This is a genomic window from Sphingomonas sp. GW821-FHT04B01 (assembly GCF_059420425.1).
This window is the reverse complement of record NZ_JBWKTR010000011.1, coordinates 1-26,065: the sequence shown is the minus strand read 5'-3', so window position 1 is coordinate 26,065 and position 26,065 is coordinate 1. Positions and strand designations below refer to the sequence as shown.

Genomic DNA, 26,065 nt, shown 5'->3' with positions numbered 1-26,065 from the left:
TAATAGCCGGTTACCGTACCCCCAGAAAAAGAGCCGTTCGCCTTGAGCCTGTCGAAGGGCAGGTGAGACTGAGGCCCTTCGACAAGCTCAGGGCAAGCGGGGATGGCGGCCGACAAGGCTGACAGGGCGCGATTGCGCCTCTGCAAAATCTTGCTTCTCCTTCGCGTCTTCGCGTCTTCGCGCGAACCAGACCTTCTGGAACAGCGACCCGCTTTAGCTGCACCGCAACATCTGCTACAGGCGCGCCTATGCTCAACCTCAACGGCATCACCGTGCGCCTCGGCGGCCGCACGATCCTCGACGGCGCGACCGCGGCACTGCCGCCCGGCGGGCGGATCGGGCTGATCGGCCGCAACGGCGCCGGCAAGTCGACGCTCGTCCGCGTCATCGCCGGCATGCTCGAACCCGACGACGGCTCGGCCGACATGCCGAAAGGCGCGCGCCTCGGCTATATCGCGCAGGAGGCGCCCTCGGGCACCGCGACGCCGTTCGAGACGGTGCTCGCCGCCGACAAGGAGCGCGCCGCGCTGATGATCGAATCGGAGACGAGCGAGGACCCCGACCGACTCGGCGACGTCTACGAGCGCCTCATCGCGATCGACGCCTATACCGCGCCGATGCGCGCCGCGCAGATCCTGCTCGGCCTCGGCTTCGACGAGGACATGCAGCAGCGCCCGCTCGACAGTTTCTCGGGCGGCTGGAAGATGCGCGTCGCGCTCGCCGCCTTGCTCTTCTCGCAGCCCGACCTGCTGCTGCTCGACGAGCCCTCCAACCACCTCGATCTCGAGGCGGTGATGTGGCTCGAGGACTTCCTCGTCAACTACAAGGCGACGATCGTCGTCGTCAGCCACGAGCGCGACTTCCTCAACAACGTGGTGGACAACATCCTCCACCTCCAGAACGGCAAGATCACGCTCTACGCCGGCGGCTACGACAGTTTCGAGCGGCAGCGCGCCGAGCGGATGGCGCAGCTCGCCGCCGCCAAGGCCAACCAGGACGCGCAGCGCGCCAAGCTGCAGGATTACGTCGCGCGCAATTCGGCGCGCGCCTCGACCGCCAAACAGGCGCAGAGCCGACAGAAGATGCTCGCCAAGATGCAGCCGATCGCCGAGCTCGCCAACGATCCGTCGCTGTCGTTCGACTTCCCCGATCCCAGCGAATTGCGCCCGCCGCTCATCACGCTCGACATGGCGAGCGTCGGCTATGCCGAGACGCCGATCCTCAAGCGGCTCAACATGCGGCTCGATCCCGACGATCGCGTCGCGCTGCTCGGCCGCAACGGCAACGGCAAGACCACGCTCGCCCGCCTGCTCGCCGCGCAGCTCGCGCCGATGGACGGCGAGATGAACGCCTCGGGCAAGATGAAGGTCGGCTATTTCACCCAATATCAGGTGGAGGAACTCGACGCCGACGACACGCCGCTCGAACATATGACCCGCATCATGCGCGGCGCCAGCCCCGCCGCGGTGCGCGCGCAGCTCGGCCGCTTCGGCTTCTCGGGCGACAAGGCGGTTGGCAAGGTCGGCAAGATGTCGGGCGGCGAGAAGGCGCGGCTCGCGCTGGCGCTCATCACCCGCGACGCGCCGCATATGCTGATTTTGGACGAGCCGACCAACCACCTCGACGTCGACGCGCGCGAGGCGCTGATCCAGGCGCTCAATTCCTACACCGGCGCGGTCGTGCTGGTCAGCCACGATCGCCACATGCTCGAGATGACCGCCGACCGGCTGGTGCTGGTCGACGGCGGCACCGCGAAGGAGTTCGACGGCAGCCTCGACGATTACATCGCCTTCGTGCTCGCGGGCGACAAACAGCCCGAGGCCAAGGGCAAATCGGGGGCGAAGAAGGAGAAGGGCAAGCCGATCGACCGCGACGCCGACAAGGCGCGCCGCAAGACGATCCGCGACTGCGAGGCGGAGATCGCCAAGCTCACCACCGACCGCAACGCAATCGACCGCGCGATGTTCGATCCCAAGACCGCTGAACCGCGCTATGCGAAACTGGCGATGGGCGAGTTGATGAAGCGCCGCGCCGACGTGCAGGCACAGATCGAGGCGGCGGAAGCGACGTGGCTCGAAGCGACCGAGGCGCTGGAGGCGGCTTAAGGGAGCGCCTGCTTCGTAAGGTTGAAGGACGGTCACGACAGCGGCGTGTCATGCGTGCGCTATCCTCCCGTCACCCCGGCCTTGCGCCGGGGGCCCGCTTCTTTCTCATCGGTGACGAAAAGTGGGATGCCGGATCAAGTCCGGCATGACGGACGGATGACGGCGCCTCCGTGACATCGCACGCTACGCATGTTACCCGTCATCTCTGGTCGCCCGCACCGTTTGCCTCGCGCAACATCACGGTTGCACTTAAATCCTTCCAATCATAAGCAACTTCCCGGTTGCGACAGGCGCAGCCGAAAGGTTGCCGATGTCTCCCTCCACGCCGATGCCGAAGCCGGTGCAGGCCGCCCGACTGTTTGCGGCGCTATCGGACCCGACGCGGCTGTCGCTGCTCATCATCCTGCGCAGCGGTCCCGGCCGCTCGATCGCACGGCTGTCTACCAATGCCGGCATGACGCGCCAGGCGATCACCAAGCATCTGCGCGTGCTCGAGGACGCCGGTCTGGTCACCGTCGAACGGCTCGGCCGTGAGACCCATTACCGGAGCAAGCCCGGTGCGCTCGACGCCGCGCGACGCACGCTGGACGCCATCGCCGGCGATTGGGCGGCGCTCCGCCCCCCGCCCGCCGCGGGCTGACGATCCCGGGCAAGAAAAAGGCGCGGGAGTCGCCCCCCGCGCCGTCCGCATGTCCTGAGGCGACGCTCAGCCCTCGACGTCGTCCTCACCAGCGGCATCCGCTGCCGGCCGCTCGAACCATGCCTCGACCTCGCCCGACAGTTTCAGCGTCAGCGGACGCCCGTGGCGGTCGACCTTCTTGCCCAAGGCGACGCGGATCCAGCCGGCGGGGCGGTCATATTCCTCGACGTCGCGGCGTTCGGCGCCCTTGAAGCGGATGCCGATGCCGCGCTCCAGCGCGGCCTGGTCGAAATAGGGGCTCGACGGATCGGTCGACAGGCGATCGGGGGGCGTATCGGTCATGGCGCCGCGCTTAGCGACATCGCCCCGGCCCCGCTACGAAAAAGCGGCGCGGACAAGGATGTCCGCGCCGCCTTCCCGACGAAACTGCCGCAAGCGTCAGTAGCCGTAGCCATATCCGTAGCGCGGGCCGTAATCGTAATAGCGCTCGCGGACCACCACGCGCGGCGGCGGGGGCGGCGGCGCGTAATATTCGTCGCGATAGACCACCCGCGGCGGCGGCGGCGGCGCATCGTAATAATAGCCGCGGTCGTAATAGCGATCGCGGTTGCTGCCCGCGACCGCCGCACCGATGCCGAGCCCGACGATGCCGCCGAGCAACGCACCCGCCGCGACGCTGCCGCCGTTGCCACGGTGGTAATGGCGATAGCCGCCCCAACGCTGCGCATCCGCCGGCGCCGCCGCCGTCAGCGCGGTCGCGGCAAGCGCGATCCCCAGACCTGCTTTCTTCAACATCGCATTCATCACGTCGAACCTCCTCTAACACGACGCTCGGAGTATCTGGTCCAAACGCACAGAGCGGCGAGCGTGTTGCATGTCGTTTAGGCGAGTCGGGCTGAACCCAGCCGGAATGCGGCGTTCATCCGCGGTTTAGCCGCCATGCCGATCGAGGACGGTCCGTCGCTCAGTTCACCCAGCCGCCGTCGATGACATGCACCGCGCCGGTGGTGAACGCCGCCTCGTCGCTCGCCAGATACAAGGCCAGCGCGGCGATCTCCTCGGCCCGGCCAAGCCGCCCCATCGGCTGACGCGCGATGAACGCCGCCTGCGCCGCCGCATAATCGCCGGTGTCGTGCAGCCGCTGCTGCAATGACGGCGTGTCGATCGTGCCGGGGCAGATCGCGTTGCAGCGGATGCCCTGGCCGACGAAATCGGCGGCGACCGCCTTGGTCAGGCCGATGACGCCCGCCTTGGTCGCGCCATAAGCGAAGCGGTTGGGAATGCCCTTCACCGAACTGGCGATCGACGAGACGTTGACGATCGCGCCGCCGCCGCCCGCCAGCATCGCCGGCAGGAAGGCGCGGACGGTGCGATACATCGCGGTCATGTTGATCGCGATCGCCTGATCCCATTCCGCCTCGCTGCAGTCGAGGATCGTGCCGGCGTGGACGATGCCGGCGACGTTGGCGAGCACGTCGATCCGCCCGATCTCCGCCGCCAGCGCGGTCACCGCCGCGCCGTCGGTGACGTCGAGCGCGCGCGTCTCGCAACCGACGATCCCGTCGAGCGCGTCGAGGTCGCGGTCGGTGGCGATCACCCGCGCGCCCTCGGCGGCGAACCGCTCCGCCGTCGCACGGCCGATGCCGCGCGCCGCTGCGGTGACCAAAGCCACCTTCCCGTCCAGTCGTTTACTCATGCTGCAGTCCTGCGTTGGGCGATCGGCAGGCAGGCCGGGCCGATCGGGTCGAAAGCCTTGTAGGTGAGGATGAATTCGCGATGGCCCAGCTCTTCGGAGACGCTGCGCTGCCCGCCCGCGACGGCAAGCACCGCATCGACGATCTCGGTGCCCACCTCGTCCAGTGTCGCCGCGCCTTCCAGGATGCGGCCGGCGTTGATGTCCATGTCGGCGGCGAGGCGCCGCGCGGTCTCGGGATTGGCGCACACCTTGATCACCGGCGCGATCGCCGATCCCACCACGGAGCCGCGCCCGGTGGTGAAGATCGTCAGGTGACAGCCCGACGCGATCATCTCGACGATCTCGGCATTGTCGGAAATATTGGGGAAGCCGAAGCGCGGCTCGCCGTCGGGCACCACGTCGAGCAGATACAGCCCGCCCGCCGGCGGCACGTCGCCGGGCTTGATGATGCCACTGATCGGCGAGGAGCCCGATTTGGAATAGGCCCCCATCGATTTCTCTTCCTGCGTCGTCAGTCCGCCCTCGGCATTGCCGGGGGCGAAGCTGCCGAAGCCCATGATCGTATAGTAACGTTCGGCCTTGGCGACGCTGGCGATCAGCTCCTCGCCCAGTTCGGGGGTGATCGCGCGATCGGCCATGATCCCCTCGCAGCCGACGAGTTCGCCCGTCTCCTCGAAGATGCAGGTCGCGCCGGCCCCGACCAGCGTATCGAAGGCGCGGCCGACCGCCGGATTGGCGGTGATGCCGCTGGTGCCGTCAGAGCCGCCGCAGATCGTGCCGACGACCAGCTCGTCGATCCCCATCGCCACGCGCTCCACGCCGGCGATCTCCGCCTGCACCCGCGCCACCGCGGCGAGGCCGGCGGCGATCGTTGCGGCGGTGCCGCCCGTCTGCTGGATGACGAGCAGTTCGGCCGGGCGTCCGCTCGCCGCGACCAGCGCCTGCAACCGCTCGCGGTCGAAGCTCTCGCAGCCGAGCGAGACGATCACCAGTCCGCCGACGTTGGGATGCGTCGCCACCGCCTCCATCACCTTGGCGGCATAGGCATTGGGATAGCAGCCGGGAAAGCCGATCAGATGGACATCGGGATCGTCCGCCTTGTCGACGATCCGCCGCGCGACGTGATGCGCGCATTCGACCAGATAGGCGACCGCGACGGTGTTGCGGATGCCTTTGCGGCCGTCGGCGCGCGCATAGCCGCGGATCATGCCCGTGCCTCGGTCATCGTCGCGCGCGTGTGGCTGGCGATATAGTCGCTTTTCATATTGTGCATATGGACCCAATCGCCGGTGTCGGCGGCCGCGGTCATCGACCCGATCGGCGCGCCATATTTGATGACCTTGTCGCCCAGCGCGAGGCGATGCCGCGCGATCTTATGGCCGACGGTGATGCCCTCGCGCGCCGGCACGGTGCCGCCGCCGATCGGCAGCACGTCGCCCGCCGCGATCGGCGCGACGCAGATCAGGACGTTGTCGTCGGGGTGGAGCAGGATCAACTGGTTGGTCACGGTAGTCGTCGGCTCCGGTTGCGGGAGGGGATCGAGCAGCGGCCAGGCGGCGGCGGGCACCGGCGTCGCGATCCGCGCCACCATCGCCGCGACCTGATCCTCGCCGACCAGCCCGGCGACGACGCAGGCGACCGCTGGGTGGCGCAGCGGGAAATGCAACGCCGCGGTCGGCAGCGCCACCCCCGCCTGCGCGCAGGCGGCGGCGAGCGCCCGGGTCCGCGCGACGATCGCCGCGTCGGGCGCCGCATAATCGTAATGCAGCCGCTGCGGATCAGCCTCGGCGGGGTCGGCGGCGAGGATGCCGCTATTGTACGGCCCGCCGACGATCACCCGCACGCCGCGCTCGGCGCAGCGATCGAGCAGCCGCGCCGCGCTGCGGTCGAGCAGCGTATAGCGTCCGGCGAGCAGGATGACGTCGAGATCGACGTGGTCGAGCAATTCGTCGCACACCGCGATCTCGTTGACGCCGATGCCGATTCCCCCGACCGCGCCGGCCTGCTTCAGCGCGACCATCGCCGCATGCCCGCCGTCGAGAAAGGCGGCGAGATGGCGGGGATGGTCGTCACCATGCGTCATCCGGCCGAGATCGTGCGCGAACAACAGGTCGACGCGCTCGCGTTGCAGCCGCGCGAGGCTCGCCGCGAACGATGCACGAATGCCGTCCGCGCCGTAATCGAACGCCGGCTCGAACGGATCGGCATCGACGAAGCCGTGCCGGGTGCCCTGCGCCTCGGTCGGTACCAGCAGCCGCCCGACCTTGGTCGAGACCAGCGCCCGCCCCGCCGGGTCGTGCGCGGCGAGCGCCGCCCCCAGCCGCCGCTCGGCGAGGCCGAAGCCATAATGCGGCGCGGTGTCGAAATAAACGATCCCGGCCGCCAGCGCCGCGGCGACCGTCGCCATCGCCTCGTCATCGCTGACGACGCGATAGAGATTACCGATCGCCGCGGTTCCCATGCCGAAACGCGGCAGCGGGGCCACGCTCACGCCGTCACCGCCGTGCCGCGATGCAGTCGCGCGAACAGCGCGACGCCGACGAAACAGGCGGCGGGCACCAGCATCGCGAAGCGGATCGACCCGATGTCGGACACATAGCCCATCACCGCGGTCAGCACCGCGCCACCGATGATCGCCATCACCAGCAGCGACGCGCCCGGCTTGGTCAGCGGTCCGAGCCCGCGCAGCGTCAGCACGAAGATCGTCGGATACATGATCGACATCAGCGCGCTCGACAGCACCAGCGCCGCGACGCCGACCGGTCCGCCGACGAACGCGGCCACCGCGCACAGCAATGCATCGACGGCTGCGAAGATCAGCATCAGCCGCGCGCCCGAGATACGCGCCATCAGCGCCGCGCCGACGAACCGTCCGGCCATGAACAACGCCAGTGACAGCGTCAGCAGCCACGCCGCGCGCTGCGTGCCGAGCGACGGCAGCTCGACCGCGACATAGCGGATGAGGAAACTCCACACCCCGACCTGCGCGCCGACGTAGAGGAACTGCGTGCCCACCCCGGCGAGATAGCGCGGCGACGCCAGCAATTTGCGATAGGCGCCGGGCGTGCGTGCCTCCGGTTCGCTGGGCCGCGTCGCGACCGCGGGAAAGCGCGTGACGACGATCACCGCCGCCCAGGCGAAGACGAGCAAGGCGATGACGAGATACGGCAGCCGCACCGCCGAGGCGGCGGCGACGTCGCCCGCGCGCTCGTCGGCGAGGATGAAGGTCGCGCCGAGCGTCACGCCGGCGATCGAACCCAACGGATTGAATGCCTGCGCGAGGTTGAGCCGCCGCTCCGCGGTCTCCGCGCTGCCGAGCGCGGCGACCATCGGATTGGCCGCGGTTTCGAGGAAGGCGAGGCCGCTGGCGATGACGAACAGCGCGAGCAGGAAGAAGCCGTAGCTCAGCATCAGCGACGCCGGCCAGAACAGCAAGGCACCGATGCCGAACAGCACCAGCCCCTGCACCACCGCGGTCTTGTAGCCGAACCGCTGCATCACGATCGCACCGGGAATCGCGAAGCAGAAATAGCCGAGGTAGAAGGCCGACTGGACGAGGCCCGATTGCAGGTCGCTCAACGTGAACACCGCACGGAAATGTGCGATCAGGATGTCGTTGAGATTGTTGGCCATGCCCCACAGGAAGAACAGGCCGATCGTCAGCAGCAGCGCGCCGCGACCGGCAGGCATTGCGCCATCATCGTTCTGTACGGCGACGCTCGGGTTCATTAAACCTCTCCCACTCTCTCCACGAACGGTCGCGGTTCGCGGGATTTGACCGAGGGTCTATGCCCTCCCGCCGCGATATGAAATGTAAAAATCACTTTCATCTGCGGATTTTCCTTGCCACGCTGCGCACTTACGGGGTGGGATGGCGCAGCGACGGGACGAGGGACACGTCGTCGCCCAATTGCTCCGTCACCTCCCGGTGGCCCCCGGGAACGGGTGACGGGTGGACGGAAGAACGGCGGCAAGCCGCAACGTAAGAACGACGACCCGGGGGAGGGCATATGACGACCAAAGTGCGCTATCAGGCGCCCGCATTGACCAAGGGGCTCGAAATCCTCGAGCTGCTCGCCGCGTCGAGCGTGCCGCTCACCATGTCGGACGTCTCGACCGCGCTCGGCCGCTCGGTCAGCGAGATCTTCCGGATGCTGCAGGTGCTCGAGGCGCATCGCTACATCGCGCGCGGCGACGACGGCTATCGGCTCACCAACCGGCTCTTCGCGCTCAGCATGGGACAGCCGCCGGTGCGCGATCTCGTCTCCACCGCGCTGCCGGTGATGCGGACGCTGGCCCGCCGGACCGGGCAGAGCTGCCACCTCGTCGTCGTCTCGGGCGCGGAGATGGTGGCGATCGCCGGGGTCGAGGCGCCGGGCCTCTCCGGCTTCGCGGTGCGCGTCGGCTATCGCCGGCCGCTCCACCGCTCCGCCTCGGGCCGCATCCTGCTCGCCTTCCAGCCCGAGGACACGCGTGCGGCGATGCTCGACGAGATCCGCGCGACCGGTGACACGATCGACGACGCCGCGCTCGCCACCCAGCTCGCCGCGATCCTCGCCGCAGGCGGCGGCACGTCGCCGAGCCCGCTGCTCAACGGCATCACCGATCTGTCCGTCCCGATCCTGTCGTTCGGCGCCGCCCGCGCCGCGCTCACCGTGCCGTTCGTCGACGGCCCCGGCAGCCTGGTACCGATCGCCCAAACGCAGGACGTGCTGCGCGCCGCCGCCGCGACCATTGCCGAGGCGCTCGATCCGGCGCTCGGCGATCTCGCCGGCACGGCCGAGACCGCATGAACCGCCGGATGGCGGCCATCCCGTTCGCGCTGGCTGCGCTGCTGCTCGCCGGCGGCGCGCAGGGGCGCGACTATCAGAGCGCGCCGCCACGTCGCACTGCAGTCGAGAAGGATTGGGGTCCGTGGCTCGGTCCCTATCGCGCGCGGCTGGTGCCGGTGCTGATGGAGGATTTCGGCGAACGCTATCTCTACGCGCCCGCCAATGCGGCGCTGCCACCGCCGCGCGCCGGTGAGCAGCGCGTCGTCTTCCTCGGCGACTCCATAACCGACCGCTGGGATCTCGCCGCCAGCTTCCCCCGCCAGCCCTATGTCAATCGCGGCATCGGCGGGCAGGTGACCGCGCAATTGCTGCTGCGCTTCCTGCCCGACGTCGTCGCCCTGCGGCCCGCGGCCGTGGTGATCCTCGCCGGCGTCAACGACGTGCAGGGCGTGCTGCAACGCGAGACCCCCGAGCAGATCGAGGACCATTGGCAGGCGATGGCCGATATCGCCGACCGCCACGGTATCGCGGTGGTGTTCGGCGCGCTGCTGCCGGTCAACGATTACACCCCCGCCGCGCGCGACGTGGTGCGCGAGCGCAAGCCCGCCGAACTGCACGCGCTCAACCAATGGCTGCGCGGCTTCTGTCAGCGGCGCGGCTATGCCTTCGCCGATTACGAAACTGCGCTCGCCGACGACAAGGGGCTGATGCGCCGAGACTATACCGTCGACGGCATCCATCCGCTCGCCGCCGGCTATGCCCGCATGGCGCCGGTCGCCCGCGCCGCAATCGCGGCCGCGCTGGCCAGCAAGACGAAGAGGACCCTCTGATGCGCTATCCCAAGCTTCTCGCCGCCGGCCTGTGCCTGACGGCCTCCGCCGTTTCGGCGCAGACCAACGTGCCCGGCGATCCCTATGCCGGCGACCCCGTCGGCATCGTCGCCGATCCCTGTCCCGCGCACCCCAAACCCGCCGACGGCCAGGGCTGGCAGATGTGGAACCTCCACATGCTGACGCGCGACCACGGCCAGCTCTGTCGCTATCGCGCACAGAATGCCGCGCTGACCGAGCCGGCGCGCGTCGTCTTCATGGGCGATTCGATCACCGACAATTGGATCGGCGCCGATCCGTCGCTGTTCACGCACGGCCTCGTCGATCGCGGCATCAGCGGCCAGACCACGCCGCAGATGCTGCTGCGCTTCCGCCAAGACGTGATCGCGCTCCGCCCCAAGGCGGTGCACATCATGGCCGGCACCAACGACATCGCCGGCAACACCGGGGCCGCGACGGTGGAGACGGTGCAGGGCAATATCGAGACGATGGCGGAGCTGGCGCACGCGCACGGCATCAAGGTGATCCTCGCCTCGATCCCGCCCGCCGCCGCCTTTCCGTGGAGCCCGGAGAAGCGCCCGGCGCCGCAGATCCTCGCCTTCAACCGCTGGCTGCGCGGCTATGCCAGGGCGCATGGCTACACCTACGTCGACTATCACGCCGCGCTGACCACGGCGGAGGGCGGGATGAAGCCCGGCCTCGCCAGCGACGGCGTCCATCCGACCCCGGCGGGCTATGCGGTGATGCATCCGCTCGCGCTCGCCGCGGTCGCCAAGACGCTGGGTGGCGGTCGATGAGCGTCGATCGCCGCGGCTTCCTCGCCGGCAGCGCCGCACTCGGCCTCGCCCAGGCGGCACCGGCCATCGCCGCCGCCGCGCCGCCGCACGCGGCGCTGCGCCCGGCCAAGGTCGCGCCGCCGCCACGCTTCACCGCCGACTGGGAGTCGCTCGCCGCCGGCTATTCCGCGCCCGACTGGTTCCGCGACGCCAAGTTCGGCATCTGGGCGCATTGGGCGGCGCCTTCGGTCCCCGGCATCGGTGACGATTGGTACGCGCGCAACATGTACCTTCAGGGCCACCCCACCTACGACCATCATCTGAAGACCTACGGCCACCCCGCCGACGTCGGCTTCATGCAGATCCAGAACCGGTGGCGCGCCGAACATTGGGACCCGGCCGAGCTGCTCGACCTCTACAAGAGCGCAGGCGCGCGCTATTTCATGGCGCTCGCCAATCATCACGACAATCTCGACTGTTTCGCCTCGACGCATCAGCCGTGGAATTCGACGCGCGTCGGCCCGAAGAAGGACATCGTCGGCATCTGGGCGAAGCTTGCGCGCGAGCGCGGGCTGCGCTTCGCCGTCTCCAACCACAGCGCCCACGCCTGGCACTGGAACCAGCCCGCCTATGGCTACGATCCCGTCGGCCCGCGTCGCGGCCAGCGCTACGACGCCGCGACGCTGACCCGCGCGCAGGGGCGCGGCGCATGGTGGGACGGGCTCGACCCGCAACAGCTCTACACGGGCGCGTCGATTGCGATGCCCGACGGCATCGGCTCGCTCGCCGAAGCCGGTGCGTGGCATGCCGCCACCGACGGATTGTGGAACGAGGGCGTGCCGCCCGATCCCGACTATGTCCGCCGCTGGAGCCTGCGCTGCCGCGAGCTGATCGACAGATACGAGCCCGACATGCTCTATTTCGACAATCACGATCTGCCGCTGCAACAGGCCGGGCTCGACATCGCCGCCTATTTCTACAACCGCAACATGGCGCGCCACGGCGGCCGGCTGGAGGGCGTCGTCACTGCCAAGGAGACGCCGCCGCAGCGCCGCATGGGCCTCGTCGACGTCGTCGAGCGAGGGCAGAAGAGCTTCATCGACCCCTATCCGTGGCAGACCGAGACCTGCCTCGGCAATTGGTTCTACGGCGCGCAATATGAGCGCGAGAACCTCTACAAGACCCCCGCCAAGGTGCTGCACACATTGTGCGACGTCGTGTCCAAAAACGGCAACATGATGCTCAGCGTGCCGATCAAGGGCGACGGCACGATCGATGCGCGCGAACGCCAGATCGTCGGGGAGATCGGCGCGTGGATGCGGATCAACGGCGCGGCGATCTATGCCACCCGCCCGTGGCGCATCCATGGTGAGGGGCCGGGCGGCGCCGGCGCGGGCAGCTTCTCGGAGGGCAGCCGGGACACCGGTTATACCGCGCGCGACATCCGCTACGTCACCCGCGGCAAGGCGCTGCACGCGCTGGTGCTCGGCTGGCCCGCGGACGGCGTCGCGCGGCTGACCCTGCTCGGCCGCGACAATCCGGTCGGTCGCGGCGAGGTGCGCCGCGTGTCGTTGCCCGGCAACGGCGCGCCGCTGCCTTTCACCCGCACCGGCGACGCACTGGAGGTACGACTGCCCGCCGCCGCACGCCACGCTATCGGGCTGGCGCTGATCGTCGAGGGGCCCGGCCTGGTCGACTGAGCCCGCCTATTGCGCTGCAGCACGGATCGGTCTAGGCGGCCGGCATTCGCCTGGACCCGGTGCAATTCCGGGTGGCTATTCCGGCCGCCGATCCGCCGGACAACGCAACCGCTCCCGAACATTGACGCGTCGCCGCCGGCGGCGCCGGAGCGGTCATGCGGATTTCTACGTCATGATTAGTCTTTCCCTGTCCCGTTACCGCGCCGAATGGTTTTCGAGCGCCGCCGGCGCGCGCCGCGACGTGCTCGCCGGCATGGTCGGCACCTTCGCGCTGATCCCGGAGGTCATCGCTTTCTCCTTCGTCGCCGGCATCGATCCCGAAGTCGGCCTGTTCGCCTCCTTCGTCATCGGCATCGTCATCGCGATCGCCGGCGGCCGCCCGGCGATGATCTCGGGTGCCGCCGGCTCGGTCGCGCTCGTCGCCGCCGCGCTCGTCCACGCGCACGGCCTCCACTATCTCCTCGCCGCGACCCTGCTTGCCGGCCTGCTCCAGGTCGCGTTCGGGCTCCTCAAGCTCGACGTGCTGATGCGCTTCGTCTCGCGCTCGGTGCGCACCGGTTTCGTCAACGCGCTGGCGATCCTGATCTTCTCGGCGCAGCTGCCGCAGCTGATCGGCGTCGACTGGCACACTTATGCGATGATCGGCCTCGGCCTCGCGATCATCTATCTGGCGCCGCGCGTGACCAATATCGTCCCGTCGCCGCTGATCTGCATCGTCGTGCTGACCGCGATCAGCATCGCGCTGCCGATGCCGCTGCGCACGATCGCCGACCTCGGCCGCCTGCCCGCCTCGCTGCCGCAGTTCGGCTGGCCGTCGGTGCCCCTCGACTGGCAGACGCTAACGATCGTCGCGCCTTATGCGCTGGCGATGGCCGCGGTCGGCCTGCTCGAATCGATGATGACCGCCAGCGTCGTCGACGACCTTACCGAGACGACCAGTTCGAAGGCGCGCGAATGCAGCGGTCTCGGCCTTGCCAATATCGCCGCCGGACTGTTCGGCGGCATCGCCGGCTGCGGCATGGTCGGCCAGACCGTCGGCAACGTCCGCTATGGCGGGCGCGGCCGGCTGTCGACGCTGGTCGCCGGCGTGTTCCTGCTCGTCGTCATGGTGCCGCTGCGCCCCTGGGTCGCGCAGGTGCCGGTCGCGGCGCTAGTCGCGATCATGATCATGGTGTCGATCAGCACCTTCTCCTGGGGATCGCTGCGCGACCTCGTCCGCCATCCCAAGACGTCGGGCGCGGTAATGCTCGCCACCGTCGCGGTGACCGTGACGACACACGACCTGTCGGCGGGGGTGGCGGTCGGCGTGCTGCTGAGCGGCGTCTTCTTCGCCTTCAAGGTCACCCGGCTGATGCAGGTGACGGTCGCCTATGATGCGGCGACGGATACGCGCGACTATCGCGTCGCCGGGCAGATCTTCTTCGCCAGTGCGGAGATCTTCGCTGACCGGTTCGATCTGGCGGATACCGCCCGGCACGTCCGCATCGACCTGACGCAGGCGCATCTCTGGGACGTGACCGCGGTCGGTGCGCTCGAAGAGGTGGTGACCAGAATGCGCCGCCACGGCATCGCCGTGGAGGTGGTCGGCCTCAACGCGGCGAGCGCGGTGCTGGTCGACCGGCACGCGCAGGCGATGCGCGTGCCGGCGACCTGACCCCTGCCGTTATGCGGCGGTCGAGGTCTTGATGTTGCCGTTGACGCCGGCCGGGAAGAAGCCGCCGCTGCTCACCGCACCGGCGTTGAGGTAGGCGACGTTGAGCACGTCGCCCGCCGTCCGGCCGAATACGATGCCGTTGCTGTCCGCGGGCACGATGTTCGATGCCGCGCCGCCGTTGATCGTCGTCGGGCTGATCCCCTGATCGTCGTCGAAGCCGTTGTCGACGGTGTCGCGGGCATTGGAGATCAGGTCTGCGTTGGTGCGCAGCGCCGGCATCGCCAGCCCCTTGCGGTACAGCAACGTGCGCAGCAGGCCCGAATGATAGGCCTCCACCGCAAGGATGCCGGCCGCCGCGTCGAGAATGACCTTGTTCGAGATCAGCGACGCCGATCCCTTATAGGCGGTGACGCCGACGTCGGACAGCAGCATGCCGCCGAGCAGCCAGTTCTCGTCCGACGCATAGGGATTGAACGTCCCCGTCGCGCCGACCACGCCGGCGGCGCGCGCCGCGGCAGTGAATGCGCCATTGGCGCCGCCATCGATGTTGATCGCGGGCATCGCCACCGCCGACGAACCGAGCTGCTGGCGCAGGAACGCGACGTGCTGATTCTCGTCCGCGGCGATCTCGCGGGCATAGGCCGCGACCGATGCATCGGCGAACGGCACTTTGGCGCCACCGGTTACCGTACCCTGAGTGCCGGTTCCGGTCTGTACCGTCGAGTTGATGCCGCTGCCGAACGCCGCGAAGGTATAATAATTCGCTTCGAGATATTCGAGGTTCAGCGCGAAGTTCAGCACGTCGACATCGCCTGCGGGAAGACCCGCGGTCGGCGTCGGCGTGGGCGTCGGCGTGACCGGCGGTGCATATTGGTCGTCATCGTTGCCACAGGCGGCGAGCATCGAAGCTCCGGCGGTCGCGGCGACGGCGGTGCCCGCCATCTTGATAAAGCGGCGGCGTTCGTTCCGCCGGCGCTCGGCGATGTCGAACACTTCGAGAAGCGTTTCACGATCGATCATAGGATATCCCCTTTGAACCCGAGGCTCAGGCGTTGTTGGCGCTGCTGCGGATGGTGCCGTTGACACCGGACGGGAAGAAGCCGCCGGCGGTGACCTGAGCCTTGTTCAGGTAGACGATGTTGAGGACCTGCCCGGTCGTACGCCCGAAAGCGATGCCGTTGCCGTCGGTAGGCGCGATGTTCGAGGTATCGCCGGCACCCGAGCTGACATAGGCGATGCCCTGGTCGAGGTCGCTGGTGCCGTCGAGGCTGTCGCGCGCGTTCGAGACGAGCTCGGTATCGCCACGGATCGTCGATGCCTTCAGCCCGGCGTTGCCGCCGAGTTGATCGATCGTCGTGCGGATCATGCTGGCGTGATAGGCTTCGGCGGCGAGGATGCCCGCCGCGGCATCGAGATAGGTCTTGTTCGTCAGCAGCGACGAGGCGCCCTTATAGGCGGTGACGCCGACGTCCTCGAACAGGAACGCGCCATAGAGGAAGGCGAGATCCGACGCATAGGGATCGAAGACGCCGCCGGCCGGGACGAGCGTCGCCGCCTGTGCCGCGACGCTGAACGCGCTGGTCGCCGAAACGCCGATGTCGATCGCGGGCTGGGCGACCGCGGCCGATCCCAACGCGGTGCGGAGGAAATTGACGTGGGCGAGTTCGTCTTCGGCGATCTCACGCGCCATCTCCGCGAGCAGCGAATCCTGGAAAATGACCTGCTTGCCGCCCGTCGCCGCGACCGGCGTACCGACGCCGGTGATCGATGTCGCGGGGATGCCACGACCGTAGACGGCATAATAATAGAAGTTCGCCTCGAGATATTCGAGGTTCAACGCGAAGTTGAGAATGTCCGCATCGGTCAGGGTCTGCGCCTGCGCGGGATTGCTTACCAAAAAGGCGCCGGCCCCTACGGCCGCCGCCCCTACTGCTGCCTTGAAAAAGGCCCTTCGGTCCTTGCGCTGTTCGGCATGCGCCGCAAGCGCGTCGATCGGACTGACATCGTGACTCACGCTGAGAACTCCCCTTTGTGTTGAGAGCAGCAACATTCAATCGCCGGTTCCGTTCCAGCATTATCGCATCGGCCCCAAACTGTTTGGTCGTATAGATGTCGATCAATATGCCAGCCGCCGTTGTTGCGATGTCGAGCGCAAGCTCAAGAATTATGTCTGTCTCGGACTATATTTTAATCACGATAATTGTGCGGCGCAGCGAAGTACCCAAAGCCGCCTCTGTCATCAAAATGAAATTGGTACTACTTTGGCCTGTAACCTTAGCCACCTAGCGGCGTGGCGAACGGCATAACGCCAGGGGGACTACACATGCTTCGTACTTCGCGCCTGATCGGCGCCACGCTGCCGCTCACGCTTGCGGCGCTGCTCGCCACGCCGGCCGCGCTCGCACAGACCAATCCGGCCAGCACCACCGACGCGCCGACGGGCGATGCGGAGCAGGACGGCGAGATCGTCGTCACCGGCAGCTATGCGCGCAGCATCGCCACCGCCACCGAGGCCAAACGCAAGGCCGCCTACGGCCTTGATTCGATCGCCTCGACCGACATCGGCAAATTCCCGGCGCAGAACGTCGCCGAGGCGTTGCAGGTGGTGCCCGGTGTCGCGATCACCCGGCCACGCGGCGAGGGGCTGTACGTCAGCGTTCGCGGCCTCGGCCCGCAGTTCCAGAACACCCTGGTCAACGGCCGCACCGTCGCGCTCAACGACCTGATCGAGAACGGCGGCGCCAACGGCCGCCAGTTCCGCTTCGAGATGCTGCCCGCCGAGTTCGTCTCGAGCATCGACGTCGTCAAGACGCCGACGCCGGACATGAACGAGGGCGCGCTCGGCGGCAATATCGACGTCAAGACCTTCCACCCGCTCGATATCGGCACGCGCACGACGCTGAATTCGCGCTACACCTTCACCGCACAGACGCACCGCGTCGAACCCAATGCCACGCTGCTGACCAGCTACCGCAGCCCGGACGAGACGGTCGGCATCCTCGCCGGCGCGCAATATTGGGGCAAGCAGGTCCGCAATGACCGCTTCATGAACTTCGGCTGGAACACCAATCTGCTCGGCAGCGCGAGCGGCCTGTACACGCCGACGCGGACGCGTCCGACGATCGAGACGGAGGATCGCAAGCGCCTGTCGGGCATCGTCTCCGCGCAATGGCAGCCGACGCCCGCCCTGCGCACCACGCTCGACGTGATCGCGACGCGGCTCGACGTCGCCTATGACGAATTCGGCATCGACATCTATCCCGACGATTCCGGCGACAAGAAAAATCCGGCCGCCATCGTTCCCGGCTCGACCAAGATCAGCGGCAACACCGTGGTCGGCGCGACGATCAACAACGCGCGCTTCATGGCGTCGCGCGAATACAGCCTCAACCGCCACGACCTGCTCACCGTCGCGCTGCGCCAGAGCTTCGACCAGGGTCGCTGGCACGCCTCGGCCGACGGCAGCTGGTCGACCGCGCACAGCTACCACCCGAGCAATGCCGAGGGCACGGTGCGCAGCCGCGCGCAGTTCATCGCGCCGCTGACCTATGACGCCTCGGGCGGCTACAAGGTGCTGCCGACGCTCACCACGACGCGCGACCTGACCAATCCGGCGAACTATGCCGTCACTACCTTCAACATCGCGCCCAAGAACAGCAAGGATTGGGACGCCTATGGCCGCGCCGACCTCGGCTATGACGTCGGCGACGGCCTGCTCCGCAAGATCGCGGCGGGCGGCGAATATCACTGGCGCAAGCGCGACTATCGCCGCCGCGACTTTCTCATCAACACCGTCACCGGCCAGCCGCTGTCGGTGCTCGGCTCGGGCGCCTATCAGCAACTGCCCTATGACGACTTCCTCGCCGGCGTCACCGGCAACAGCCCGCGCACCTGGCTCGTCCCCGTCACCAAGGCCTATTACGACGCGCTGTTCACCCCGGCGATCGCCAATGCTGAGCTTTTGCCAGCAGACCGGCGGTCGTCGTTCGTCACCAGCGAGAAGATCGCCGCCGCTTATGTCCGCGCCGATTACGGCGTGATGCTCGGTTCGGTCGAGGTGACGGGCAATATCGGCGCGCGCTACGTCCACACCGATCAGCTCGCGAGCGGCACCCTGACCACCGGCGCGACCTTCCAGGCGGTCAGCTATCCCAAGACGTTCGACAACATACTGCCGAGCTTCAACCTGCGTGCCGAGCTGACGCCGAAGCTCGTCGCCCGCCTCGCCGCGAGCCGCGTGCTGACCCGCCCCAACATCACCGATTCCGCACCGCGCATCACCGTCTCGACCGATGCGGCGACCGCGAGCGGCGGCAACCCGCAGCTCAATCCGTTCCTCGCGACCCAGTTCGACGGCTCGCTCGAATGGTATTTCAACCGTCGCGGCGCGCTCACCGGCGCCCTCTTCTACAAGAACCTCGACGACTATATCACGGCGCAGAACGTCAATATCGACATTCCCAACCGCGGCACCGTGCTGCTCAGCACCTCGGTCAACGGCGGCAAGGCGAAGGTCTACGGCTTCGAGGCCGCCTATAATCAGGTTTTCACCTTCCTGCCCAAGCCGCTCGACGGCCTCGGCGTCCAGGCGTCCTATACGCACACCTCGGTGGAGGCGAACTACACCGCCGGCAACCGCGTGCTGCGCAACGAGATGCTCGGCCTGTCGAAGCAGAGCTACAATCTCGTCGGCTTCTACGATTACGGTCCGGTGTCCGCCCGCCTGTCCTACGTCTGGCGCGACAAATATCTGTCGGGCACCGGCAGCACCAGCCAGGCGCCGACCTTCACCGCGCCGTTCGGGTCGCTCGACGGCAATCTGTCGCTGCGCGTCACCCCGCAGCTAATGTTCAGCGTCGAGGGCATCAACCTCGCCGGTGCCCGCGCCTATACCTACAATGACGACACGCTGCGCTTCGGCGAGATCAATTATTACGGCCGGACGATCCTGTTCGGCGCGCGTGCGGAGTTCTGATCGATGCGGCTCCGCACCCTCGCTTTGCCGTTGCTGGCGCTCGCCGCGTTCGGCAGCGCCGCCGAACGGCGGCCGCAGGCGATGAACGACATCCAGGTCGTCGGCTCGCACAACAGCTTCAAGGCGCGCATCCCGGCGGCGGTGATGGCCCGGCTGCGCGCCGCCGACCCGAAGCTCGCCGCAGCGCTCGATTATTACCACCTGCCGCTCCCCCGCCAGCTCGACGCGGGCGTGCGCCAGCTCGAGATCGACGTCTTCGCCGATCCGGCGGGCGGCCGCTATGCTGATCCCAAAGGCGAGGGCATCGCCCGCGCCGCGGGTGAGGCGACCGGTTTCGACCGGCCGGCGATGCTCCGCCCGGGCTTCAAGGTCTTCCACATCCCCGACGTCGACTATCTATCGACTTGCGTGACGCTGCGTCGCTGCCTCGGCGAGATCGACGTCTGGTCGCGCGCGCATCCGCGTCACCTGCCGATCATGGTCACGATCAACGCCGCCGACACGCCGGGCAGGGATTCGCGGATCAGCCCGCCGCTGCCGCTCGACGATGCCGGACTACTCGACGCGCTCGACGCCGAAATCCGCGCCGCATTGCCCGGCAAGCGCCTGATCACGCCGGACGAGGTGCGCGGTACCGCCGCCACGCTGCACGCCGCGGTCACCACCCGCGGCTGGCCGTCGCTCGAATCGACGCGCGGCCGCGTCTACGTACTGCTCGACGTCCGTGACGCGGTCTCCGCCGTCTATCGCGCCGGCCACCCCTCGCTCGCCGGTCGCGCAATGTTCGGCTGGTATCGCGACGATCAGCCCGAGGCGGCAATCGAGATCGTGCAGGACCCGCTGGTCGATGGCGCCGCGATCCGCCATTGGGTCGCGCAGGGGCTGATCGTCCGCACCCGCACCGACGCCAACACCGTCGAGGCGCGCGCACACGACCTCGGCAAGGCCGCCGCCGCCGCGGCGAGCGGCGCGCAGGCGGTGAGCACCGATTATTACCCCGGCGCGCCCGATCCCGCCCACCTCGCCTTCCGCGTCACCTTGCCCGGTGGTGCGATGGCCCGCTGCAACCCGGTGCGCGCCGCCGCCTGCCGCCTCGCCCCCTGATCCGCCCGCCACCCCAATCCGCGCCGCAAGATACGGGCAGAACACGGTTTTCCTCTGCGCCACGGTGACTTGACCAAAGCACCGCCAGCGCGAATGATCGCGCTAACAACGATCGAGAGGATTGCTTATGCCCCCGTCACGCCGCGAGCTGCTCGCCGGTGCCGTCGCGACCGCGGCGGTCACTGCCGCCGCGCCGCTCGCCGCCGCCGCGGCCCCCGCCAGCCTGCAGGGCATTGCGGCGCGGCGTGGACTGCGCTTCGGCACGGCGGTGCCGTGGCAGGCGGGCGGGCGCGACGGCGTGCCCGTCGCCGATCCTGCCTATGCGCGGCTGATCGCGGCGCAATGCGGCCTGATCGTCGCCGAGAACGAGATGAAGTGGCAGCATCTCCGCCCGACGCCGACCACCTTCGCCTTCGCGCATTTCGACGCGATCATGGCTTGGGCCGAACGCGAGCATCTCGCGGTGCGCGGCCACAACCTGCTGTGGCACCAGCCGAAATGGTTTCCGCGCTGGCTCAACGATTATGATTTCGGCGCGCAGCCGCATGCCGCCGCCGAAGCGCTGCTGACCACCCATATCCGCACCGTCCTCGACCGCTACGGCCGGCGCATCGCCAGCTACGACGTCGTCAACGAAGCGGTGCGGCCGGAAGACGGCAAGCTCTACGACACGAGCCTGTCGAAGGCGCTGGGCGGCCCGGAGGCGACGCTCGATCTCGCCTTCCACACCGCGCGGTCGGCGGCGCCGCAGGCGCAGCTCGTCTACAACGATTATATGAGCTGGGAGCCGGGCAACGCCGCGCATCGCGACGGGGTGCTGCGCCTGCTCGAAGGCTTCCGGCGGCGGGGCGTGCCGGTCGACGCGCTCGGCGTCCAGTCGCACCTCGTCACCCAGGGGATCGATACCGGCGCCGCGGTCGCGCGGCTGGAGGGCGACTGGCGACGCTTCCTCGATGCGGTGACGGCGATGGGCTATGGCCTGCTGATCACCGAACTCGACGTCCGCGACAACCATCTGCCCGCCGCAATTCCCTCGCGCGACCGCGCGGTCGCGGACTTCACCCGCGCCTATCTCGACATCACTTTGTCCTATCCCAAGCTGCGCGACATATTGTGCTGGGGATTGAGCGACGCGCACAGCTGGATCGAAGGCTTCGAACCGCGCCCGGACGGCGTCAAGCGCCGCCCGACCCCCTATGACGTCGCACTCCACCCCAAACCGATGCGCGCCGCGATCGCCGCGGCACTGGCGGCCGCACCGATGCGGTGACCCCGCGCCCACACCGATCAGCGCCCATCGGCGCCGCGACCGCGACACATCCGGCCGTTACCCGGACTTGATCCGGGTGACGTTGGGGCGGATCGACCTTCAGGGTTTGGCTCAACTCCTTCCGCCGAGGGAGCGCAATCGCATGTCGCGAGTCATGAGGTTCGATCGGTTTCCTCATCGGATCCGTCACCCCGGACTGGTTCCGGGGTCCACCGGGCCGCGGGAGAACGGTGTCGCATCAAGCCTTTCCCTCGCCGCGGGGTGGATCACGGCGGATCCACAACAAAGCTCATATGGGTTAGCCCTGTCCATCAAAGGGAGAATCCGACGGAATCTCGACCCCTCCTAGCCCGCCACTTCGATCCCCTCGATCACCACTTGCGGGTCGACCAGCCAGACATGCAGCACGTGCCGCCCCGCACGCGTCACCGGCAGCGTCGCGCCGGCGACGCGGCGATTGTCGGCGACCGCCTTGCCCCAGCGCGCCTCGGTTTCGTCGGCGAGCAGGTCGACGATCACCGGCACACCGCCGTCCAGCGAGAGCGCCACCCGATGACGCCCGGTGCCCCGCACGTCGAGCCCCGGCGCGGCGACCACGTCGAAGCGGCGTGCCCCCGCCGGCAGGTCGATCGCATAGGCGAGCTGCGGCCCCGCCCCGCCCGGCCGCTCGATCGCCGGCGCGGTCGCCGGCATCGCGATCATCGCCGCGCCCGCGGCGGTGAAGCCCGCCACGCGCTGCCAGCGGACGCCGGCGCCGTCGATCGCCCGGCCCGCATCCGCGGCGATGCTCCGCAGTGGCGGCGTGGCCATCGCCGGCACCGGCAGCGGCGCCGCCACCGTCGCCAGCGCCGGCATCACGTCCACGTCGGGCTGCTGCCAGCCGGTATAGCCGATATGCGTCTGCGCCATCATCTCCGGCCATTTGCCGCCGGCCAGGCCTTCGTAGCGGCGGCGCAGCGCGGCATCCTCGGCGAAATAGCCGCGCGCCGCCGTCGCCCAGCGCGTTGTCGCCGCGGCATCGCCGGCCTGCGCCGCACGGCGATTGGCGGCGACCGCGGCGTAAAGCCGATGCAGGTTGGTCATCGCATCGATCCGGTGCAGCACCAGTTCGTCATAGGCATCGCGCCGCTCCGTCGGGATCGCCGCAGCCAGCCGCCCCGCGCGCGCCGCCAGCGCAGTCCATTCGCCGAGCACGCGCGCCCAGCCGCCCGCGGTCTCGGCATAGGTATCGGCATCGATCAGCTCGGGCTTGCGGCGGCTGGCGAGCCGGCCGTATTCGACGATCAGCGCGCCGATCGCCGGTCCCTGCGCCGCACCGAATTGCTGCGCCGCCCAGCGCGCCGGATAGGCCTGCATCGCCGCCTCGGTCATCCGATCCGGGTCCCACGCCATCGCCAGGAAGAAGCTGGTCGCATATTCCATCGGCTTGAGATCACCGACGTTGACGATCCACAGGCGGTCGGCGCCGAACTGGTGCGCCATCGCCATCTGCTGCCAGACCCGCGGCACCGCATTGGTGTCGAGCCATTTGTAGTTGCGCGGGCCGCCGACGTAATCGAAATGATAATAGACGCCGGCCCCGCCCGCGCGCTGCTCGCCGGGCGCCGGCAGCCGGCGGATGTTGCCCCAATTGTCGTCGGCAAACAGCAGGGTGACGTCGTCGGGAACGCGCATCCCCTGATCGTAATAATCCTGCACTTCCTTGTAGAGCGCCCAGACCTGCGGCGTGGCGGCGGCGGGCTTGCCGGTCACCTCGGCGATGGTACGGCGCTGGTCGGCGATGATCCGCTGCAACAGGCCGATCGCGGTACCCTGCGTCATCGGCTCGTCGCCGTCGCCGCGCATGCCGATCGTCACCGGGTCCTCCGACACGCCGCGCCGCGCGATCCCCGCCCGCCAGAAGGCGCGCAGCCGCTCGCCGTTGCGGGTATAATCCCATGGGCCGCCACCCTGCCGCTGCCATTCGATATTGGCGCGCTCCATCGGTTCGTGATGCGAGGTGCCGAGGATCACGCCCATTTCGCGCGCGCGCGGCGCCGAGGCGGGATCGTCCTGCCACAGCGACTTGCCCCACATCGCCGGCCACAGGAAATTGGCCTTGGCGCGCAGCAGCAGCGTGAACAGTTTCTCATAGGCGAGATGATTGACCCCGCCGAACCGTGCGCGCGCCCAGCCGCCGAACGCCGGCTCCTCGTCGTTGATGAAGATGCCGCGATATTTGACCACCGGATGGTCGGCGACGCGGCCGGCGGTGAGATAGAGCGTCGGATGCCGTTGCGCGGGCACGTCGGCCCACCAGGTCCACGGGCTGACGCCCGCCTTGGCGCTGATGTCGTAGAGGCCGAAGATCGTGCCGCGCCGATCGGCACCGACGATCACCAGCGCGCGATCGACACCCGGCAGCGGCCGCTCGACCACCTGCTCGACATAGCCCTCCCATTGCCCGTCGAGACCGCGGACGTCGATCTTACCGGCGCGGATCAGCGCTCCGACCAGCGGGCTGCCGAGCGTCCCGGCGATGACCGTGGTGCCGGCGTCCGCCTTGCCCACCAGCCGCACGGTGCCGCCACCGACCGCGACGAGATCGCCGACCAGGTCATCCGCCGCGCGCCGCACCCCGGCATCCTCGCCGGCATCGACCGCGATCAGCGTCGGCCGCCCCGGCGCGAGCAGCGCGACCGCACCCGGTGCCGCGCGCATGCACGCCGTCACTGGCGCTGCACAATCCGGCGTCGCCGCGGCGGCCGCAGCCGGACTGGCCGCGGCGAGCATCGCCATCATGATCCGCTGCAGCTGCATATCCTCTCCCCGTCCGCCGGTTGTCGCGGTACGTCACTTGGTGATAACGCTAACACGAAGCCTCGGACAAGAGGATGGCGATCAGGAGCGGCGAATGACGAAACGGTGGCGCTTTGCGACGATGACGATCGTCCTGGCTGGACTGGCAACCGGCGGATCGTCGCAGTCGCTCCATCCGAGGCCCGCAGCGCGCGCGGTGCCGTCGTTACGCTGGGTCCCCGCCTGGGGGTCGGCACAGATGCTGGCCACCGCGGCGGATGCCGAGCGGATCGCGGCGCTCGGTCCGGTGACGATCCGCCAGACCGTCCATCTCTCCGCCGGCGGCACGATGGTCCGCGTCCGCCTCTCCAACGTGATGGGCGACACGCCGCTGCGGATTGGTGCGGCATGGCTGGCGCGGGGCGTACCGGGCCAGCCGCAGGTCACCGGCAATCGCGCGCTGACCTTCAGCGGCGCCACCGCGACCACCATCCCCGCTGGCGCGGAAATCTATTCGGATCCGGTGCTGCTGGCGACGCAGGCCGGTGATGATCTGGCGATCAGCCTGTTCCTGCCCAAGCCGGCTACGCGTCATACCGGCCACCCCGGCGCGCGCGCGACGACCTTCCTCGTGCGCGGCGACCAGAGTGCGGCCGCGATGCTGCCGGCGCCCGAAAAGATCGGCGGCTGGTGGGATCTCGCCGACGTCGAGGTCGCCGGCGGCGGCACGGCAGGCGCGATCGTCGCGATCGGCGATTCGATCACCGACGGCCGCGGCGTTCGCGACGACGGTAACGCGCGCTGGACTGACGTCTTCGCCCGCCGCCTCGCTGCGAACCCGGGGACGGCGGGCCTCTCCGTGGTCAATGCCGGGATCGGCGGCACCCGCATCCTGCTCGACGGCAATGGCCCCAGCCTCATGGCGCGCTTCGATCGTGACGTCATCGCGCGGCCGAACGTCCGCTATGCGATCGTGCTGGAGGGCGTGAACGACCTCGGCGTCCTGACCCGCGACGCCCCCGCAAACGCCGCCACGCAGCGTGCCTTGATCGCCGAAATCACCGCATCCCACCACGAACTCGCCGCCCGCACGCGCTCACATGGCATCCGGTTGATCGGCGCGACAATAACCCCGCTCGTCGGCAACGATTATTACCACGCCTCGGCGCAAACCGAAGCCACCCGACAGGCGATCAACGCGATGATCCGCCGGTCGGCTGTGTTCGACGCAGTCATCGACTTCGACGCGGCGATCCGCGACCCTGCGCATCCGGATCGGCTGTTGCCTGCCTATGACAGCGGCGATCACCTTCATCCCAACGAGGCGGGCTATCGGGCGATGGCAGAAGCAGTCCCGCTGCGCCTGTTCGGCGCGAGCGCCGTACGAGTCCGTCGGCGGAGATGACCACTGTGATGGGCCCAAAATGCAGAAAGCGCCGGCTTCATGGGCCGGAGCTAGAAGACTCCAGCGTCCCACCCGGCGGATGAAGGAACAGATTGATGCGGAGCGCCGGTATCCCAACGCATAGTGCCTGAGACTTCGGTGCCCACAAGAGCAGACACTCGTGCCGGTTGCGACGGCGGAGAGCGGCACCATGCGGGATGCAACGGCGGCGCACTACCGCTCGCCGGCAGGCACAAAAAAACCGCCTCGGGTTTCCCTGAGACGGTCTGGCTATCGGTAACGGTGGTTGCGGGGACAGGATTTGAACCTGTGACCTTCAGGTTATGAGCCTGACGAGCTACCGGGCTGCTCCACCCCGCG

20 protein-coding genes, 1 tRNA gene and 1 other annotated feature are annotated in these 26,065 nt (G+C 68.5%); of the genes, 11 read left to right on the top strand and 10 right to left on the bottom strand.

Annotation, left to right across the window (positions count from 1 at the left end; all coding sequences use genetic code 11):
* Nucleotides 1–248: 248 nt before the first annotated feature.
* Both AC07UH_RS19295 and AC07UH_RS19290 read left to right on the top strand, forming a co-directional pair.
* Entirely contained in the window at nt 249–2,105 is a 1,857-nt protein-coding gene (locus tag AC07UH_RS19295; protein WP_495181811.1) for an ABC-F family ATP-binding cassette domain-containing protein, read from the top strand.
* A 310-nt stretch (nt 2,106–2,415) separates the two neighbouring features.
* A complete protein-coding gene (locus tag AC07UH_RS19290) occupies nt 2,416–2,745 on the top strand; it encodes an ArsR/SmtB family transcription factor (RefSeq protein ID WP_495181810.1) in 330 nt (109 codons plus the stop codon).
* Between the two features lie 66 nt (nt 2,746–2,811).
* Here the strand turns inward: AC07UH_RS19290 and AC07UH_RS19285 are convergent, their stop codons facing one another.
* The 6 genes from AC07UH_RS19285 to fucP form a co-directional block, all read right to left on the bottom strand.
* The gene (locus AC07UH_RS19285; RefSeq protein ID WP_137899334.1) at nt 2,812–3,087 is read right to left on the bottom strand and encodes a DUF3297 family protein; all 276 of its coding nucleotides are present in this window, start codon (nt 3,085–3,087) and stop codon (nt 2,812–2,814) included.
* Nucleotides 3,088–3,183: 96 nt separating this feature from the next.
* The gene (locus tag AC07UH_RS19280; protein WP_495189946.1) at nt 3,184–3,540 is read right to left on the bottom strand and encodes a hypothetical protein; all 357 of its coding nucleotides are present in this window, start codon (nt 3,538–3,540) and stop codon (nt 3,184–3,186) included.
* Between the two features lie 169 nt (nt 3,541–3,709).
* The gene (locus AC07UH_RS19275) at nt 3,710–4,441 is read right to left on the bottom strand and encodes an SDR family oxidoreductase (protein ID WP_137899333.1); all 732 of its coding nucleotides are present in this window, start codon (nt 4,439–4,441) and stop codon (nt 3,710–3,712) included.
* Complete coding sequence (locus tag AC07UH_RS19270; RefSeq protein ID WP_495181809.1) at nt 4,438–5,649, bottom strand: UxaA family hydrolase; 1,212 nt, start codon at nt 5,647–5,649, stop codon at nt 4,438–4,440. Before AC07UH_RS19270 ends, AC07UH_RS19275 begins: the two co-directional genes overlap by 4 nt.
* Complete coding sequence (locus tag AC07UH_RS19265; RefSeq protein WP_495181808.1) at nt 5,646–6,932, bottom strand: aldo/keto reductase; 1,287 nt, start codon at nt 6,930–6,932, stop codon at nt 5,646–5,648. Before AC07UH_RS19265 ends, AC07UH_RS19270 begins: the two co-directional genes overlap by 4 nt.
* Entirely contained in the window at nt 6,929–8,131 is a 1,203-nt protein-coding gene (gene fucP / locus AC07UH_RS19260) for an L-fucose:H+ symporter permease (protein WP_137899344.1), read from the bottom strand. Before fucP ends, AC07UH_RS19265 begins: the two co-directional genes overlap by 4 nt.
* A gap of 320 nt (nt 8,132–8,451) precedes the next feature.
* Here fucP and AC07UH_RS19255 point away from each other — a divergent pair, with 320 nt between their 5' ends.
* The 5 genes from AC07UH_RS19255 to AC07UH_RS19235 all read left to right on the top strand — a co-directional run bounded on the left by AC07UH_RS19255 (nt 8,452) and on the right by AC07UH_RS19235 (nt 14,173).
* Complete coding sequence (locus tag AC07UH_RS19255; RefSeq protein WP_495181806.1) at nt 8,452–9,234, top strand: IclR family transcriptional regulator; 783 nt, start codon at nt 8,452–8,454, stop codon at nt 9,232–9,234.
* A gap of 8 nt (nt 9,235–9,242) precedes the next feature.
* A complete protein-coding gene (locus AC07UH_RS19250; protein ID WP_495181805.1) occupies nt 9,243–10,043 on the top strand; it encodes a GDSL-type esterase/lipase family protein in 801 nt (266 codons plus the stop codon).
* Complete coding sequence (locus tag AC07UH_RS19245) at nt 10,043–10,840, top strand: SGNH/GDSL hydrolase family protein (RefSeq protein WP_495181804.1); 798 nt, start codon at nt 10,043–10,045, stop codon at nt 10,838–10,840. Before AC07UH_RS19250 ends, AC07UH_RS19245 begins: the two co-directional genes overlap by 1 nt.
* Nucleotides 10,837–12,519, top strand: a complete 1,683-nt coding sequence (locus AC07UH_RS19240; protein ID WP_495181803.1) for an alpha-L-fucosidase — start codon at nt 10,837–10,839, stop codon at nt 12,517–12,519. Before AC07UH_RS19245 ends, AC07UH_RS19240 begins: the two co-directional genes overlap by 4 nt.
* A 49-nt stretch (nt 12,520–12,568) precedes the next feature.
* Nucleotides 12,569–12,624: a sequence feature (sul1 is cis-regulatory element that is thought to sense ions involved in sulfur or methionine metabolism; They are found in Alphaproteobacteria), on the top strand.
* 70 nt (nt 12,625–12,694) lie between these two features.
* Nucleotides 12,695–14,173: a SulP family inorganic anion transporter gene (locus tag AC07UH_RS19235; RefSeq protein ID WP_495181856.1), complete on the top strand. Its 1,479-nt coding sequence runs from the start codon at nt 12,695–12,697 to the stop codon at nt 14,171–14,173.
* 9 nt (nt 14,174–14,182) lie between these two features.
* Here AC07UH_RS19235 and AC07UH_RS19230 read toward each other — a convergent pair whose 3' ends face one another.
* A complete protein-coding gene (locus tag AC07UH_RS19230; protein WP_495181802.1) occupies nt 14,183–15,193 on the bottom strand; it encodes a ferritin-like domain-containing protein in 1,011 nt (336 codons plus the stop codon).
* A gap of 25 nt (nt 15,194–15,218) precedes the next feature.
* The gene (locus AC07UH_RS19225) at nt 15,219–16,187 is read right to left on the bottom strand and encodes a ferritin-like domain-containing protein (RefSeq protein ID WP_052075705.1); all 969 of its coding nucleotides are present in this window, start codon (nt 16,185–16,187) and stop codon (nt 15,219–15,221) included.
* 309 nt (nt 16,188–16,496) lie between these two features.
* Between AC07UH_RS19225 and AC07UH_RS19220 the strand changes: the two genes are divergently transcribed.
* From AC07UH_RS19220 to AC07UH_RS19210, 3 genes are all read left to right on the top strand, one after another.
* Nucleotides 16,497–19,148, top strand: a complete 2,652-nt coding sequence (locus AC07UH_RS19220) for a TonB-dependent receptor (protein ID WP_495181801.1) — start codon at nt 16,497–16,499, stop codon at nt 19,146–19,148.
* A gap of 3 nt (nt 19,149–19,151) precedes the next feature.
* The gene (locus AC07UH_RS19215; RefSeq protein WP_495181800.1) at nt 19,152–20,252 is read left to right on the top strand and encodes a Ca2+-dependent phosphoinositide-specific phospholipase C; all 1,101 of its coding nucleotides are present in this window, start codon (nt 19,152–19,154) and stop codon (nt 20,250–20,252) included.
* A gap of 127 nt (nt 20,253–20,379) precedes the next feature.
* Nucleotides 20,380–21,522, top strand: a complete 1,143-nt coding sequence (locus AC07UH_RS19210) for an endo-1,4-beta-xylanase (RefSeq protein WP_495181799.1) — start codon at nt 20,380–20,382, stop codon at nt 21,520–21,522.
* 345 nt (nt 21,523–21,867) lie between these two features.
* On the opposite strand, the gene AC07UH_RS19205 is transcribed toward AC07UH_RS19210, so the two are convergent.
* The gene (locus AC07UH_RS19205) at nt 21,868–24,321 is read right to left on the bottom strand and encodes a glycosyl hydrolase 115 family protein (protein WP_495181798.1); all 2,454 of its coding nucleotides are present in this window, start codon (nt 24,319–24,321) and stop codon (nt 21,868–21,870) included.
* A gap of 94 nt (nt 24,322–24,415) precedes the next feature.
* On the opposite strand from AC07UH_RS19205, the gene AC07UH_RS19200 reads away from it, so the two are divergent.
* Nucleotides 24,416–25,705, top strand: coding sequence for an SGNH/GDSL hydrolase family protein (locus AC07UH_RS19200; RefSeq protein ID WP_495181797.1), 1,290 nt, complete (start codon nt 24,416–24,418; stop codon nt 25,703–25,705).
* 283 nt (nt 25,706–25,988) lie between these two features.
* Here AC07UH_RS19200 and AC07UH_RS19195 read toward each other — a convergent pair.
* Nucleotides 25,989–26,065 (bottom strand) — tRNA-Met (locus AC07UH_RS19195).